The 16,030-nt window shown below is 45.1% G+C and carries 14 protein-coding genes and 1 other annotated feature; of the genes, 2 read left to right on the top strand and 12 right to left on the bottom strand.

Annotated features, from left to right (window positions below; genetic code table 11):
* Position 1 precedes the first annotated feature (1 nt).
* Positions 2-370 (top strand): large conductance mechanosensitive channel protein MscL, encoded by a 369-nt coding sequence (mscL, locus tag ACFFLE_RS01565; RefSeq protein ID WP_344702784.1) that lies wholly within the window; start codon positions 2-4, stop codon positions 368-370.
* 37 nt (positions 371-407) lie between these two features.
* On the opposite strand, the gene ACFFLE_RS01560 is transcribed toward mscL, so the two are convergent.
* A complete protein-coding gene (locus ACFFLE_RS01560; RefSeq protein WP_380569422.1) occupies positions 408-1,823 on the bottom strand; it encodes a YfcC family protein in 1,416 nt (471 codons plus the stop codon).
* 157 nt (positions 1,824-1,980) lie between these two features.
* Between ACFFLE_RS01560 and ACFFLE_RS01555 the strand changes: the two genes are divergently transcribed.
* Positions 1,981-3,360 carry a YfcC family protein gene (locus tag ACFFLE_RS01555; protein WP_380569421.1) on the top strand — a complete coding sequence of 460 codons (1,380 nt, stop codon included), beginning with the start codon at positions 1,981-1,983 and terminating at the stop codon, positions 3,358-3,360.
* A gap of 16 nt (positions 3,361-3,376) precedes the next feature.
* On the opposite strand, the gene ACFFLE_RS01550 is transcribed toward ACFFLE_RS01555, so the two are convergent.
* From ACFFLE_RS01550 to yihA, 11 genes are all read right to left on the bottom strand, one after another.
* Positions 3,377-4,654 carry a bifunctional folylpolyglutamate synthase/dihydrofolate synthase gene (locus ACFFLE_RS01550; protein WP_380569420.1) on the bottom strand — a complete coding sequence of 426 codons (1,278 nt, stop codon included), beginning with the start codon at positions 4,652-4,654 and terminating at the stop codon, positions 3,377-3,379.
* A 3-nt stretch (positions 4,655-4,657) separates the two neighbouring features.
* Positions 4,658-7,285, bottom strand: a complete 2,628-nt coding sequence (locus ACFFLE_RS01545) for a valine--tRNA ligase (RefSeq protein WP_380569419.1) — start codon at positions 7,283-7,285, stop codon at positions 4,658-4,660.
* Positions 7,286-7,325: 40 nt separating this feature from the next.
* Positions 7,326-7,529 (bottom strand) — a binding site (T-box leader).
* Positions 7,530-7,575: 46 nt separating this feature from the next.
* Positions 7,576-8,634, bottom strand: a complete 1,059-nt coding sequence (locus ACFFLE_RS01540; protein WP_380569418.1) for an AbrB family protein — start codon at positions 8,632-8,634, stop codon at positions 7,576-7,578.
* Between the two features lie 93 nt (positions 8,635-8,727).
* The gene (locus ACFFLE_RS01535) at positions 8,728-9,132 is read right to left on the bottom strand and encodes a hypothetical protein (RefSeq protein ID WP_380569417.1); all 405 of its coding nucleotides are present in this window, start codon (positions 9,130-9,132) and stop codon (positions 8,728-8,730) included.
* A gap of 65 nt (positions 9,133-9,197) precedes the next feature.
* A complete protein-coding gene (gene hemL / locus ACFFLE_RS01530) occupies positions 9,198-10,484 on the bottom strand; it encodes a glutamate-1-semialdehyde 2,1-aminomutase (protein WP_380569416.1) in 1,287 nt (428 codons plus the stop codon).
* 2 nt (positions 10,485-10,486) lie between these two features.
* Positions 10,487-11,467, bottom strand: coding sequence for a porphobilinogen synthase (hemB, locus tag ACFFLE_RS01525; RefSeq protein ID WP_380569415.1), 981 nt, complete (start codon positions 11,465-11,467; stop codon positions 10,487-10,489).
* Complete coding sequence (locus tag ACFFLE_RS01520) at positions 11,457-12,170, bottom strand: uroporphyrinogen-III synthase (protein WP_380569414.1); 714 nt, start codon at positions 12,168-12,170, stop codon at positions 11,457-11,459. Before ACFFLE_RS01520 ends, hemB begins: the two co-directional genes overlap by 11 nt.
* Positions 12,157-13,080 (bottom strand): hydroxymethylbilane synthase, encoded by a 924-nt coding sequence (gene hemC, locus ACFFLE_RS01515; RefSeq protein ID WP_380569413.1) that lies wholly within the window; start codon positions 13,078-13,080, stop codon positions 12,157-12,159. The genes ACFFLE_RS01520 and hemC overlap by 14 nt, the downstream gene beginning before the upstream one ends.
* Before the next feature lie 12 nt (positions 13,081-13,092).
* Positions 13,093-13,917: a cytochrome c biogenesis protein CcsA gene (ccsA, locus tag ACFFLE_RS01510; RefSeq protein WP_380569412.1), complete on the bottom strand. Its 825-nt coding sequence runs from the start codon at positions 13,915-13,917 to the stop codon at positions 13,093-13,095.
* Positions 13,918-13,932: 15 nt separating this feature from the next.
* Positions 13,933-15,279, bottom strand: a complete 1,347-nt coding sequence (gene hemA, locus ACFFLE_RS01505) for a glutamyl-tRNA reductase (protein ID WP_380569411.1) — start codon at positions 15,277-15,279, stop codon at positions 13,933-13,935.
* Between the two features lie 135 nt (positions 15,280-15,414).
* Positions 15,415-16,002, bottom strand: coding sequence for a ribosome biogenesis GTP-binding protein YihA/YsxC (yihA, locus tag ACFFLE_RS01500; protein ID WP_380569410.1), 588 nt, complete (start codon positions 16,000-16,002; stop codon positions 15,415-15,417).
* Between the last annotated feature and the right edge of the window lie 28 nt (positions 16,003-16,030).

Here is a 16,030-nt window from a genome sequence, read left to right as displayed (position 1 = left end):
CATGTGGCAAGAGTTTAAAGATTTCCTGCTCAGGGGCAATGTCCTCGACCTGGCTGTTGCAGTGGTGCTTGGGGCAGCGTTCGGTAAAATCGTCACAGCACTTGTCGAGAACATCATCATGCCTTCCATCGCCCTGATTTTCGGAAACACAGATTTCACTTCTGAATGGGCTTATAAAGGTATTACCTATGGTGTGTTCATCCAAGCCATCATCGACTTTATCATCATTGGTGCAGCAATCTTCATCTTCGTTAAAGTGGTCAATACATTAACCCGTAACCGTTTCGTGGAAGAAGCGGCTGAAGATGAACAGATTGTGCTCTTGAGGGAGATACGGGATTCCCTGAAGAATGATTCTTTAAAATCCTGATTGCATAAAAAGGCTGATCTTTTAAGATCGGCCTTTTTTAGGATATTCCGATCATCGTAGCGGCCACAAGTGCCAATGCGGCGATAAAGAGCCATAATGCAGTAATCTTCCAAACGAATTTCACCCATTTCAGATACGGGATGCCAGATACTGCAAGCACACCCATCAATGAGGCGGAAGTTGGAATGATGGTATTGGTTATTGCATCACCATATTGATATGCAAGAACCGCCACTTGCCTTGGGATCTCCTGTAGATCGGCAATGGGCGTCATAATCGGCATCGTAGTCATCGCCTGTCCGGAGCCGGACGGGATGAAGAAGTTGATGATGACTTGAATGACCAGCATACCAAGGGCTGTGATGGATGGCGGAAGGAAATCCAGTATACTGCTCATGCCGTGGATGATCGTATCAATGATGACACCTGACTCCAGGACCACCACAATGGCGCGGGCAAACCCAACGATGATGGCGCCGTAGACAACCAGCTTCATTCCATCTATGAATGCATCAAAAATATCATTTATCCTCATGCCACTCACGAGACCTGCCAGAAGGCCTATGACGAAGAAGTTGGCGGAGAGTTCGGTCAGGAACCAGCCATGCTGAAAAATCCCGTAGACGTTGATGATGATACCGGCAGTAAAAGTCAGCAGTATGAAAACATGCCTCTTCTTCAGCTCTTCAAAGTTCATCACATCTTCTGTGAAGTTGACCTGTCCCCTTTTGGATTCTTCATAGACTAAACTCTTTTCGGGATCCTTCTTCACTTTTTTTGCATAGTGCATGACATACAGGATGCCGGCACCAAGCACCACCAGATAGATGACAGTTCTGAACTGCCATCCGGAAAAGATGGTAAGTTCAGCAATCTCCTGGGCGATTCCTACAGTGAATGGATTCAGCATACCACCGATGAAGCCTGATGCGGCACCTAAAGTCACTATCGCAGTCCCCACCATCGCATCATATCCTAAAGCGGTTGCAAGAACGATGCCTATCGGCACGAAGATGATTGCTTCTTCAGACATGCCAGTCGAGAAGCCCAGAACAGAAAAGACAAACATGATGACCGGAATCATCAATCGCTCATTCCCTTTAACTGCCACCATGACTTTCTGGATTGCAGCTTCTATGGCGCCAGTCGCACGGACAATCCCGAAAGCACCCCCGACGAGAAATATATAGAAAATGATGCTGGCCCCGTCGATGAGCCCTGTTGGAATCGCCTTGAAGAGTTCAAAGAAAGTGACAGGACTCTGTTCAACCCCTGTATAGCTCCCCGGTACAACCTCAGTCCGCTCGCCTACTTCCACACGTTCGAATTCACCCGCCGGCACAACGTAGCTGAGGACGGCGGCAATGATCACCACCGCAAATAAAATTGCATAAGTATGTGGAAACCTAAAACCTGGTGTCGGTGCTGACGACTCGTTTCTGTCGTTGCTCATATAAATCTCCTCTCTCGATTTTATACATCTATTATACAGTTAATCGGAGCTTTTAAAAGATTAAATTGCAGGAATAATCCAAATAATTAATAAAATTGTTGCCATAGATTTTCTTTACCGTATAATCATAGATGAATAAAATAGATGGGAGGCAGCCATGAAATATATCAAAGTGCCCCATGCATTTGTACTTATATACTCTATTGTCATTCTAGCGATGGCCTTGAGCTATATTATCCCGGCCGGGGAATTTGAACGTCATGAAAATGAGAACGGAACCTTTGTAGTCGATGGCGATTCTTTCCGCTTTACTGAACAGACGCCAGTTGAATGGACTGAAATTTTCCGCGTGATTCCAGCTGGTATGATGGATGCGGGAAGCATCATTTTCCTGATATTTCTGATAGGTGGTGCTTTCGGCATGATAAACGGGACTGGTGCGATAGAATCTGGCATCAGCAAAGTTGTCTCTTTGCTTGAAGATCGTGAAATAATACTCATCCCCCTCACCATGCTGATATTTTCTTTGGGGGGCGCCACTTTCGGTATGGCTGAGTCCACATTGATTTTCATCCCGATGGGAATCCTGCTTGCCCGCTCACTCGGCATGGATGCGATGACGGGCATGGCGATAGTGGCTCTCGGAGCTGCTTCAGGATTTGCCGGAGGCTTCATGAACATCTTTACGGTCGGTGTGGCACAGGAGATTGCAGAACTCCCCTTATTTTCTGGTATGTTCTATAGGATTATCATACAGCTTACCTTTGTTGCAATTGCCTCATTCTTCGTCTATAGATATGGTAAACGTGTCCAGCATGATAAGATGAAAAGCTATGTCTATGCTTTGGAGCAATCAAATCATCAGGAAGCATATTCGTTCAGAACATTTACGATGAGGCATGCTCTGGTGCTGGCCATCATCCTGGCTGGATTTGCCCTGATCATCTACGGGGTGGTAAAAGGATGGTCCACCGGGACCGACCTTGCAGCAATATTCCTTGCAATGGGGATACTATCCGGTCTTGTCGGGGGCAATACGCCTAATATGATTGCAGAAGATTTCATCAAAGGTGCCAAAGAAGTGACCTTCGGCGCACTGATAGTCGGCCTTGCCCGGTGCATCCTGCTGATACTCGAAGATGGAACCATCATCGATACAGTCATATATGCTGTAAGCTCTGTCTTGGACGGGCTGCCGGCTACAATTGCTGCAGTTGGAATGTTTCTCACGCAATTCATTCTCAATTTCTTTATACCTTCTGGCTCTGGACAGGCAGCTACGACCATCCCGCTGATGGCACCGATTGGGGATATCGTAGGCATCTCCAGACAGTCGGTTGTCCTTGCCTTCCAGATGGGCGACGGGCTTTCCAACTACTTATTTCCAACGTCCGCGATTTTGATGGCCGGTTTAAGCATCGCGAACATCCCCTATGAGAAATGGTTGAGGTTCGTTTGGCCCATCATGTTGAGTTGGGTGGTGGCAAGTGCCCTTTTCATGGTCATCAGTCTATGGATTAATTACGGACCTTTCTAAACAAAAACGACGATAATCATTGATTATCGTCGTTTTTGTTTAACTTCTGCTTAACTTCGCTGATGAAGTACAAACTGCCGGTAACAAGCAGTATATCTCCATCAAACGTGTCCAGAAATGCTTTATAGTCGTCAACCACGGCCTTTACCGGATGCTGGACTTTCTCGAATACCGTCTCTTTATCCAAGGCTTTTGGAAAATCGAATTCAGTGACGTTGAAGGAATCAGCAATCGATTCCAGTTTTTCGATCATCGTATCGATCGGCTTACCTTCTATTGCAGAAAACAGGACAGTGATATCCCTATTCGGATATTCCTTCGCCATAGTATTCACCAATGCATCGACGGCCTCATTGTTGTGGGCACCATCCAAAATGATTAAAGGTTCGGTCGACGCCACTTCTATCCTGCCTGGCCAAACCGTCTCTTCAATACCTTGTATCAACAGATTGCAGTCGATATTGACCTGGTTCCTTTCGTATAGTTCAATGAGTGCTGCAATCGCAAGGGAGGCATTCTCCTTCTGGTGCCTGCCTGGCATGCTCAACTTGAGGTCCTGGAGATCATAGTGCCCGTACTGGAATTGGAACTCGCCGTTTTCGGGGATGAGGATGATATCCCGATTCAATTCGATCCCTTTTGAATCGTTCTCTTCAAGGATTTTATGGATATAATCCCTGGAAACATCATCTTTGATACTGAAGACTAAAGGAACCCCTGGCTTTATCACACCACTTTTATCTTTTGTGATATCAAGCAATGTATCTCCCAAGATGGCGGTATGATCAAGGCCTATGCTTGTCAACACTGTCAGAATGGGATTGAATACGTTCGTAGAATCTTTTTTCGCACCGAGTCCTGCTTCAACAAGTACATAATCGACTGGTTGAATGGTACCGAAATGGACGAACATCATCGTCGTAATGATTTCAAACTCAGTCGCAGTACCAAGATCGGTTTCTCTTTCCAATTCTTCGCTTATGGGCTTCACTATTTCGATCAGTTCAACAAGCTGTTCATCGGTAATTGGATGGCCGTTGATTGATATTCGTTCATTGAATGTTTCGATGTAGGGGGAAGTGAAAGTCCCCACAGAGTAACCATTGCGGTTTAAGGCATTCCGCATATAGGCCACAGTGGATCCTTTACCATTCGTTCCCACTATATGGATCCCATTGATGTTCCGTTCAGGATTATCAAGCTTTTTAAGCATCCATTCCATGCGTTTTACACCCGGTTTGATGCCGAACTTCATCCTATCATGGATCCAATTCAATCCTTCTTGATATTCCATCACTTATCCCTTTCTTTTCAGGTTATTCAACCTTTCTTCTACCTCATCGTACTGTGCCTGGTAGTTCTGCTGTTTTTCCTTTTCTTTTTCGACTACTGCAGCCGGCGCATTTTGGACGAATTTCTCGTTGCCAAGCTTGCCTTCAACGCGTTTCAGTTCGCCTTCCAGACGCTTCAACTCATTTGTAAGCCTCTCGATTTCCTCTTCCATATCAATCAATCCAGATAATGGCAGAATTACAGTGGCTCCATTCACCACATCGGTTTTGACATCATCATCTGCAGCAATATGGGATGAGATCTCCAATATTTCCGGGTTACAGAACCGTTCGATATAGTGGCGGTTGGATTCTATGATTTCAAGCCTTGATTCATCTTTCACTTCAATCAGGATATCGATTGGCTTCGACAGTGGAGTATTGACATCATTCCGTGTGTGACGGACGGATTTTATGATGTCAACCAACAGCGCCATTGCATTCTTCGATGTCGGGTTGCTCAGTGCAGGAACCACTTCGGGCCAGTCGCTTACAACAATCGAACGATTACTGTCGATGGCTTGGTATATTTCTTCTGTAACGAACGGCATGAATGGGTGCAGCATCTTCAATACACTGTCTAAAGTGTACAGCAAGACTGAACGCGTCATCGCCTTTTCACTGTCCGATCCTTCAGACATTGGTACTTTCGCCATTTCAATATACCAGTCGCAGAACTCATCCCAGATGAAATTATAGAGGATGCGTCCCACTTCCCCAAATTCGTATTGCTCAGAGAGACGCGTGACATCAGAGATCGTTTCATTCAAACGCGTAAGGATCCATTCATCTGCGAGTGATTTATCCCCTTCGAGATCTATATCCTGCATCTTGAAGTCCTCGCCAATGTTCATAAGAGCAAACCGTGACGCATTCCATATCTTATTGATGAAATTCCAGACGGACTCGACTTTTTCATCAGAATATCTGAGATCCTGCCCCGGTGTCGATCCGGTGGAGAGGAAATAACGCAGTGCATCGGCACCGTAATTTTCGATGACATCCATCGGGTCAACTCCATTTCCAAGCGACTTGGACATCTTGCGGTTCTGTTCATCCCTTACAAGACCATGGAGGAGAACATCATCAAACGGTTTTTCTCCAGTATGTTCCAATGAAGAGAAAATCATGCGTGCTACCCAGAAGAATATGATGTCGTAACCTGTTACCAGTACGTTCGTCGGGAAGAATTTCTTCAGATCGTCAGTTTCTTCCGGCCATCCCATCGTCGAAAACGGCCATAGGGCACTAGAGAACCATGTGTCCAGGACATCTTCGTCCTGGGTCCACTCCTCAATGTTTTCAGGAGGAGTCATGCCGACATAAATCTCTCCGGTATCGTTATGATACCAGGCCGGAATCTGATGCCCCCACCACAGCTGCCTCGATATCACCCAGTCCCGGATGTCACCCATCCACCGCCTGAATGTTGCATCGAACCGCTCCGGTACAAATTGTATGGCCTCATCGGTATCCTGGTTATCCAGGCTATTTTTTGCCAATGTGTCCATCTTCACGAACCATTGCGTCGACAAATACGGCTCTACGACTGCACCGCTTCTTTCGGAGTGGCCCACAGAGTGCATATGTGGTTCTACTTTTATCAGATAACCTTCAGATTCGAGGTCTGCCACCAGAGCTTTACGACATTCAAAACGGTCCATACCCTCGTATTTTCCCGCAAGTTCATTCATCGAGCCATCCTCGTTCATTACATTGATGCGCTTAAGATTATGTTTTTCCCCGAGCGTGAAGTCATTTGGATCGTGCGCAGGCGTCACTTTCATTACACCTGTACCGAACTCCATATCCACATAGGAGTCACTTATAATCGGCAATTCACGACCGACGATCGGCAAAGTTACGGATTGGCCGATGTACTCTTTGTAACGTTTATCTTCTGGATGGACCACTATCGCCGTATCACCAAGCATCGTCTCTGGACGCGTTGTAGCAATTTCCAGATGATTTCCGTCAGGCAGCGGGTAATGGACGTGGTAGAAATTGCCTTCCACTTCCTTATGGATGACTTCGATATCACTGAGTGCCGTTTTAGTGGCCGGATCCCAGTTGATGATGTATTCTCCGCGATAGATGAGACCTTTATTGTACATATCCACAAACACCTTACGGACAGCTTTCGAAAGCCCTTCATCCATCGTAAAACGTTCCTTGTCGTAATCGAGCCCGAGACCAAGCTTCTTCCATTGGCTCCGGATGAAATCTGCATATTCTTCCTTCCATCCCCAAGCATGCTCAAGGAATTTCTCGCGGCCAATCTCATGTCTTGAGATGCCCTGTTCACGTAGGCGCGCATCGACCTTTGCCTGAGTTGCTATACCGGCATGATCCATCCCAGGCAGATAAAGGACTTCATAACCTTGCATACGCTTCATCCGTGTAATTATATCTTGCAGTGTAGTATCCCAGGCGTGCCCGAGATGCAGTCTGCCAGTAACATTCGGTGGCGGGATGACGATCGAAAATGGTGGTTTATCTGAATTTGCATCAGATTTAAAATATCCTGATTCCACCCATTTTTCATATTTTCCTTCTTCCACTTTTTGTGGATTATATTTCTTCGACATTTCCATATTATCCTCTCCTTAAGACATAATAAAAAGCTTCCATCCTGAATAGGACGGAAGCTCCGCGGTACCACCTAAATTCAACCTATACGGTTGCACTCGAAATGATTAACGCTCATTACACGTCAGCACCTACTCGATTCAGAACTGATTGCAAACAGACTACTTTCACAGCAAGTTTTGACATGTTTCCAGCACCACATGTTCTCTGGATTCCCCACTTACCGCTACTCTTCTGCACTCTTTATATTTCATTAGTTTTATAGTATTCCAACCCTTCAGGACTGTCAAGTCCTTTAGCTGCCCTGGCTATGCCTGTTGCGCTTGAGCATAAGGTTTATGAGAGGTGCAATGACGAGCAGGATGAAGAAAATGCGGAAGATATGATAGCTTGAAATCATTGCGATGTTAGCATCCATCTCAACAGCTACGATGATGATTTGTCCGATTCCGCCTGGCGCGGCACTCAAGAAGAGGTTTGTAAACTGATGCTCCGTAGTGAGTATAAATAAAAATACCAGTATCATCGTGCCGAAGATAAGCAGAACATTTTGGACAATCATAGAAACAATCATTCTTGTGTTCAGTTGATTGACCAACGTTGAAATCTGCATGCCGATTCTAAGGCCGAACAGAAGTTGGGCGCCATACAGGAATTCCACATCAACTGAAAAGGTGTAGCCTGTCATTAAGTTCCAAACCAATATCGCAATCATGGGCCCAATCATGACGGGGACAGGAAATTTCAGCTTTCCTAGGATGTAGATGAGTAAAGGCGTAAAAACAACGATCCAGATCATTTCGGGAGTGAATATTTCGGATAGAGGGGCCGCCACATCATTTATACCGGCAAAACCACCACGAGGTGCCAAACTTGCAATGAAGGGAACGATGATGACCACAAGGACTATTCTGGACATTTGCGTTAAAGTGACGAGCAGAAGATCCGCTTTCTTCTCCTCCTCAGCCATGACGATCATCTGCGATAAGGCACCTGGAATTGTAGCGAGCACTGCCGTTTCATAAGAGCACCCAGTCAACTTCATGAAGAACCTGGAAAGCAACAGGCTCAAAGCGACGATTAAAACAGAAAGCAATATGATATTCATATAATCATCAGCCATATCAATCAGTGTATCTTCTGTAAAAGTCGAACCGATTTCAGCCCCTATGATGATCAATCCGGCATTGCCCAACCATTTCGGATAGGCAAATTCTACATTTACGAAGCGATGAAACAAAATTGCAGCGATCATGGCACCGAAAAGCCATGGCAGTATCATGCCACTGAAATGAAGTATGGATGACACTACTACCGCCATTACAAAGAGCAGTATGAGATAGAGGTATTTCATCTGTCCCCTCCTTTATATCGATCAGAGACTTTTATCAACAGGCGGAACATAAGAACACCCTGCCGAGAGGCAGGGTGTTTTCCTTGTCATAATTCAACTGGCCGCCATCAGTGCGCCTGTTGATGGAAATGTAGCAAAATCGGCATCTTGGTATGCCTGCATTACGCCGTCCATGTCTCCTTCTGAAGCAAGTTCTTGCTCTGAAGTCGCTTCAAAATGCACTGCTGCTGCACCAGTTGCTGGTGCTTCCTGGATGATTGCAGCGCTTTCTTCTTCCTCTTTTTCTTCAGAACCACCACCGCTGAACTGGTTCACAATCAATGGAATGATCAATAGGACGATGAGAATCGGGATGATCCACATAAGAGGATTCTTCTTGTCTACCTTTTCCTTTTGAATCATCTCTCTGTTCTGACCTTCAATATAGACCAGGTCTTCTTCTCTTTCACCCTTGATATTCACATCCTTATCAGACATGTGTTCATCATGTTTAACCACTTGTGATTCCCCCCACATTATATAATTTACTTCATTATACACTTAAATGTTGTTTTGGTAAAAGCCTATTTGGTGGCCAATCGGTCCAATGCTGTTGAGAAAGCATCAATCGTACGCTCAATATCTTCTGGGGTATGTTTAGTCGAGAGGAACATTCCTTCAAATTGGGAAGGTGGCAGATAGACCCCCTCCTTGAGGAGTTCTTGATAAAGTTCCCTGAACAGGTCAAGATCGCTGGTATTGGCACTGTCGAAATCCACTACAGGTCCTTCTGTAAGGAAGAATCCAATCATGGATCCAGCGCGGTTTACAGTTATAGGCAGATCATGTCTGCTGAAGACTTCCTTGAGTCCAACCTCGAGCATATCGCCAAGTTTATTGAAATGTTCGTAACTTTCAGGCGTCAGTTGACGCAACGTTTCCAAACCTGCCGTCATAGCGAGCGGATTGCCTGAAAGCGTCCCTGCCTGATAGATGTTACCAACTGGTGCAATATGTTCCATGATTTCGCGGCGTCCGCCATAGGCGCCCACCGGTAGTCCTCCGCCAATCACTTTGCCAAGGCATGTAAGATCCGGCTTGATGCCGTAATGACCCTGAGCGCTGTTATATCCGACACGGAATCCTGTCATCACTTCATCAAAGATAAGCAGTGTCCCATTCTCTTCTGTAAGCTCACGCACAAATTTCAAGTAGCCATCTTTTGGAGGCACTACCCCCATATTACCGGCTACCGGCTCCATGATGACAGCTGCAATGTCGTCACCGAACTTGTCAAAAGCCATCTTCAAGCTTTCTTCATCATTATATGGCACTGTAACTGTATTCGCTGCGGTCCCCTCCGGCACACCCGGGGAGTCAGGTAAACCTAATGTAGCCACACCACTCCCTGCTTTGATCAGGAGGGAATCACTATGGCCGTGATAGCAGCCTTCAAATTTAAGTATTTTGTTTCTGCCGGTATATCCCCGTGCCAACCGTAGAGCAGCCAGAGTCGCTTCTGTACCTGATGACACCATGCGGAGCATTTCTACTGACGGCACCCTTTCTACGACCAGCTCGGCCAACTCGTTTTCAAGGCGGGTAGGTGCACCGAAACTTGTGCCTTTTTGGGCTGTCGCTGTAAGCGCGTCGACAACTTTCCTATCGCTGTGGCCCAGGATAAGTGGTCCGAAACTTAAAACATAATCGATGTATTCGTTGCCGTCCACATCATATGTCCTGGCTCCTTCGGCCCGATCGATGAATAAAGGATCCATGCCAACCGATTTGAATGCTCTTACTGGACTATTGACTCCTCCAGGCATGAGTTCCTTCGCAGTCTGATAAAGCTCCTGTGACTTTTTATACATTCCTATTCCATCCCTTCATCAAGCATTCTGCAAATATCTTTTGCAAAATAAGTAATTATCATATCTGCCCCCGCACGTTTCATTGAAATCATCTGTTCCATGATAACCGCTTCATCAAGAAGACCCATATCAATTGCCGTGCGCGTCATTGCATATTCCCCACTCACATTATAGGCAACCACTGGGACATCGCTGCGATCACGTACATCCCTGATGATATCAAGGTAGGAAAGTGCAGGTTTGACGATCATCATATCGCAGCCTTCTTCGAGATCACTAGACAGTTCGCGGTGGGCTTCAAGACGATTTGCAGGGTCCATCTGGTATGTTCTCCGGTCACCGAATGATGGTGTGGAGTCTGCAGCGTCCCTGAATGGTCCATAAAATTTAGAAGCATATTTGATGCCATAGCTCATGATCGGGATATGGCTGAATCCATTGTCATCGAGTCCCTTGCGGATTTCAGAAACAAATCCATCCATCATATTACTTGGAGCAATTATATCAGCACCTGCCCTGGCCTGAGAGACTGCCGTCCTTACAAGAAGCGGTAATGTGCTGTCATTGTCGACATCCTGCGTATCAGGGTCTATCAGACCACAATGGCCATGGTCGGTATACTCACAAAGACAAGTATCAAGTATGACAAGGATTTCCGGGTGCAATCTTTTCGATATCCGGCATGCTTCCTGTACCACGCCATTATCGTCATAGGCACCATGCCCCTCGGCATCTTTTTCTTTCGGGATGCCAAAGAATATCACGGATTTTATCCCTGCTTCTTTGACCGCATCAAGTTCCTTCTCAAGAAGATTCAATGAAATCTGGAAAACACCTTTCATTGAAGGCACTTCTTCACGAACATCATCTTTTTCCACTACAAAAATAGGATAGATGAGATCCTCTTTCGTTATTTTAGTCTCACGGACCATATCACGCATGAATGTAGAACTTCTTAAACGCCGATGTCTATCAAAATTCATTATTAGCTCTCCAATCGATTCTACTTTCTAGAAGATTTATAATACTTTCCATTGTTGCTTTCTCAGGTTGCACTGGTTCTATGCCAAATCCCATCAGTGCCGTCGCTGTGACATGTCCTATTGCAATGGCCAGTACACCATCCAGTTCAAAAGCAGAGAAATGCTTCTGAAACGCCCTGACACCTGACGGGCTTAAAAAAATGACAGCAAAAAGATTTTTTTTAAGGAGCGTCCTCATATCCTTGAGCGATTTGTCATTCTCTACCGGATGATAAAGGAAATGCCTATCGACTTGGCAACCTGCTTTCAGGAGATGCTTATAGATCAACGGACGGGCATTTTTACTGACCGGATACAGGAGACGCTCTCCTTTTTTTGCCTCGAATTCAGCCATGAACCCTTCCTGGGTATATTCAGTGGGCTCAAAATCAACATAATAGCCCCGCTCTTCCAGTGCTTCGCTTGTTTTTCTGCCGATTGTGGCAATTTTCTTCCAATCCACCCTGTCGATATAGGGCATGAAGAATTCGACCGCATTTGGACTCGTCAAAAGGAGCCAGTCATATGTTTCCTCAAACACAGATTCATCCAGTGCAAAAGGTTCAACAGTAATGAGTGGCAGATGGACAAGTTCCATCAGATCAGAATGGACTGTAGGTGTCCTGCTTTGGGTCGTGACAACGATGGGCTTATAGTGATTCATTGATCCGATCGATGATATCTTTGGCTCCCATGCGCTCCATCTCATCTGCGACGATATTTCCGAGTGTCTCCGGGTCTTCATGGGATTTTTTGACGATGTACTGTTCACTGCCATCCTCAGGCATAATGAGGCCAGTCAAATAAAGTTCTCCATCCTCATATGAAGCATGGCCCCCGATAGGCACCTGGCAGCTGCCATCCATTCTCCTCAGGAATGCCCGTTCTGCAGATGTGCAGATTGCATCTTCTGTTGAATGGACACTCTGTAGTATCTCAATCAATTCGTGGTCATCTGAGCGACATTCGATGCCCAATGCTCCTTGGGCAATCGCCGGGATGAACTCTTCTGGATCGAAATATTCCGCCACGATATCATCTGACCATCCCATGCGCTTCAATCCGGCTGCTGCCAGTATGATGGCATCATATTTACCGTCCTTCATCTTTTGGATGCGGGTATCGATGTTGCCCCGTACCCAGTCTACCTTGATGTCATCACGCATCGACAGCAGCTGTGCCCCTCTTCTGAGACTGCTCGTCCCTACCACACTGCCACTCGGCAGATCCTTAAACAGTATATTATTGTTCGACAGGAAAGCATCACGCATATCTTCGCGTTTAGGGACGCATGCAATAGTGAATCCTTCGGGCATCACACTTGGCACATCCTTCAGGCTATGTATAGCCATATCGATTTCCCTATTTATCATGGCATCTTCGATTTCTTTGACGAAAAGGCCCTTCCCTCCTACTTTTGAAAGTTGGACATCAACAATCCTGTCGCCTTTAGTCACAATTTCTTTTATGTCAATTTCCATATCCGGATAGTGTTTTTTCAGCTGTTCGATAAACTGTTTGGACTGTGTCATTGCAAGACCGCTCCGTCTGGAGCCAACGGTAAATTTTCTCATGCTCTCTCTCCTTTAATAATTCCAGAAATGAAAACTGGAAAGCTGTGTTATAAACAGATAATTCATCATACAAATAATAAAGATTACGATATTCGCTACTGCAAACTTATAGATGTTGCGCGTCAAACTCAAATAGGAAAGAAGTCCCCCATAAAGTATGAGCACAATCAATGTACCAAGGACTTTAAGATCCGTCAGAATATCTGTACCGAATATATATAATCCCCATTGGATACCGAGGAATATACCTATCAATATAAACAAAAATCCAAGTATTGCGGTCCGGATCATCATTTTTTTGGCTGTCTCCACACTGAATAGTGAGAAGAAGAGACGATTGAAACGCTTCTTTTTAAGATTATCATATTGGATGATATAAATGCCGGCATGAAGGACCGAAATAAAGAACATGACGTAAGACAGCAATGACAAGACGACATGGATCACGAGCAGATCATTCATGATGGCAGATACTTCAGTCACTTCATCATACGTCACGGGTGCGAATGTGTACATTGAGAGCAGCAAAAAAGCAGTGAACACATAAATTGCAAATGCGATTTCCGAATCACTGCGTTTATATTGCACGATTCCGATGATGACGAGTAGCATTGAAAGGACATATATCCCTTCAAAAACCGTCTGGATCGGGAAACGTCCTAGGGACAGACCGATTTGCACAAAGGAAAATATATGAAGGATTGCCCCTGCCCCGACAAGGTAAAATGAAACCTTTCTGGCCTGCCGATTTCTGAAAAACAAATCGTAGCTCAGCACAGAAAGGCTTAAAAAGTATAGTAGAAGTATAAACTCATGACTGCGGAACATCATATCCATATGGTTTCCACCTATCTAATCACTTGCGAGTGCCTGTTTTCTGGCCAGACGTTTCTCATGCTGTTTTTCTTTTTCCTGACGCGTTATCATTTCCACCTCTTCTTCGATGCCGAAGAGCTGTTTGATTTCTGCGAGTTTCTCAGTCGATTTCCTGTCACCTGAAATCTCTTTTGTATAGGTGATTGGTTCCCGCAACATCTGGTTGATGATACTCTTCATATGCTTTGAAATGACGGCGCGTTCACGATCGCTCATCTCAGGTATTTTCCGTTCGACACTCTGCAATGTTTCTTCCTGTATACCAAGTGCTTTAGTACGGAGCGCCTGTATTACCGGAACGACGCCAAGCATGTTGATCCATTCGTTGAATTGATCCATACTCTCGGCTATCATGCCTTCAATCTTATTTGCTTCCTGTTGTCTAGTGGACAAGTTGGCATCCACCAGTCCTTGTAGATCATCAACATTATACATATATATATTGTCCATATTACCCACTGTTGGCTCGATGTCACGTGGCATGGCGATATCCATCATTATAAGCGGACTGCCTTTACGTTTGCCTGCTATAGAGGCGACCGTCCCTTCAGTGATTACATACTCCCGGGCAGCGGTACTTGAAATGACTATATCAGCATTTTCCAGTTCATCTTCAAGCATTTCGAGGGTTGTACTGCGGCCATTGAACCTTTCTGCAAGCTGTTGCGCCTTGTCAATAGAGCGGTTGACCACAGTCACATCCTTGATGCCATTGGAAGTCAGGTTTAACAGCGATTGCTCCGCCATCTCCCCTGCTCCGATGATAAGAACCTTACTGTCGCTGACACGTGAAAATATCTTTTTGGCGAGTTCTACTGCAGCATACGATGTCGAAATCGCATTTTTGGAGATGTCTGTCTCATTATGCCCCCTTTTTGCCACTGTAATCGCTTCTTTAAACAGTTTATTGAATATGGTGCCAGTAGTATGCTCTTCCTGGGCAGTCATGAAGGCTTCCCTGATCTGACCAAGTATCTGCGTTTCGCCCAACACCATGGAATCGAGGCCTGATGCTACACGGTACAAGTGCTCTATCGCCTCATCACCGATTTTGACGTCAGTAATCTTTTTGATTGTATCAAGTTCCAGGTTGAACCAGTCTGCCAAAAACATCTGGGTATAATATTTGCCTGTATGCACCTGATCACTGACTACATATACTTCCGTCCTGTTACATGTAGAAAGCAGCACTGCTTCCAGTACACTTTTTTGTTCCCGCAATGAGTGGAGCGCGTGAATGACATCTTCATCTTCGAAGGCCACTGCCTCACGTTCTTCAACACTTGCTTTTCTATAATTTAGGCTCAATGCGATGACATGCATGTGAATTGCCTCCCTATGCTATTGTGGCTATGTCTGAGCCACTATCAATACTTATTATTTTAACAGAAAGTGCTTCCTTAATCCATCGCATGGGATTATTTATAGTAATTATAAATAAGAAACTTTTGTGAACTTCTAGATGTATTCCGAAATGGCATCCATCACTGTTGATACATTTTTTTTATCTATAGAAGAGAATGGAATCATGACATCTTCCTCTTCCAGATCAATCGTTTCCCTCACTGATTTCAGATGCTTCTGCAGTTTGCTCTTTGGAATCTTATCCATTTTAGTGCATATCAGAATGACTGGGATTTCGAAGTGCTTCAAGTAGTCATACATCAATATGTCGTCCTCCGTCGGTTTGTGCCTGAGGTCGACAAGTTGGATGACTGCAGATAGCTCCTCACGCTCTGCAAGGTAACTCTCAATCATCTGTCCCCATTTCTCACGTGCCACCTTGGATTGCTTCGCGTAGCCGTAGCCAGGCACATCGACAAATATGAATTGATCATCCATATTATAAAAGTTCAATGTTTGGGTCTTGCCTGGTTTAGATGAAGTCCTCGCAAAATTCTTTCGTCCTGCAATTGCATTGATGAATGAAGATTTGCCGACATTCGACCGTCCGCTTAATGCGATTTCTTTCAGGCCTGTTGCTGGATATTGTGCTTTTTCAACAGCAGATATAAGGATGTCTATGTTATTCGGGTTGATTTTCACTATAATGCTCCTTTCAGAAAAAAAGCTG

The organism is Salinicoccus siamensis, assembly GCF_042429615.1.
Lineage (GTDB): Bacteria > Bacillota > Bacilli > Staphylococcales > Salinicoccaceae > Salinicoccus > Salinicoccus siamensis.
The sequence above is the reverse complement of the archived record's forward strand: the minus strand, read 5'-3'. Positions and strand labels throughout refer to the sequence as shown.

Coding starts and splice junctions, on each gene's coding strand:
- mscL (WP_344702784.1), top strand. CDS start 2: ATGTGGCAAGAGTTTAAAGATTTCCTGCTCAGGGGCAATGTCCTCGAC.
- ACFFLE_RS01560 (WP_380569422.1), bottom strand. CDS start 1,823: ATGAGCAACGACAGAAACGAGTCGTCAGCACCGACACCAGGTTTTAGG.
- ACFFLE_RS01555 (WP_380569421.1), top strand. CDS start 1,981: ATGAAATATATCAAAGTGCCCCATGCATTTGTACTTATATACTCTATT.
- ACFFLE_RS01550 (WP_380569420.1), bottom strand. CDS start 4,654: ATGGAATATCAAGAAGGATTGAATTGGATCCATGATAGGATGAAGTTC.
- ACFFLE_RS01545 (WP_380569419.1), bottom strand. CDS start 7,285: ATGGAAATGTCGAAGAAATATAATCCACAAAAAGTGGAAGAAGGAAAA.
- ACFFLE_RS01540 (WP_380569418.1), bottom strand. CDS start 8,634: ATGAAATACCTCTATCTCATACTGCTCTTTGTAATGGCGGTAGTAGTG.
- hemL (WP_380569416.1), bottom strand. CDS start 10,484: ATGTATAAAAAGTCACAGGAGCTTTATCAGACTGCGAAGGAACTCATG.
- hemB (WP_380569415.1), bottom strand. CDS start 11,467: ATGAATTTTGATAGACATCGGCGTTTAAGAAGTTCTACATTCATGCGT.
- ACFFLE_RS01520 (WP_380569414.1), bottom strand. CDS start 12,170: ATGAATCACTATAAGCCCATCGTTGTCACGACCCAAAGCAGGACACCT.
- hemC (WP_380569413.1), bottom strand. CDS start 13,080: ATGAGAAAATTTACCGTTGGCTCCAGACGGAGCGGTCTTGCAATGACA.
- ccsA (WP_380569412.1), bottom strand. CDS start 13,917: ATGGATATGATGTTCCGCAGTCATGAGTTTATACTTCTACTATACTTT.
- hemA (WP_380569411.1), bottom strand. CDS start 15,279: ATGCATGTCATCGCATTGAGCCTAAATTATAGAAAAGCAAGTGTTGAA.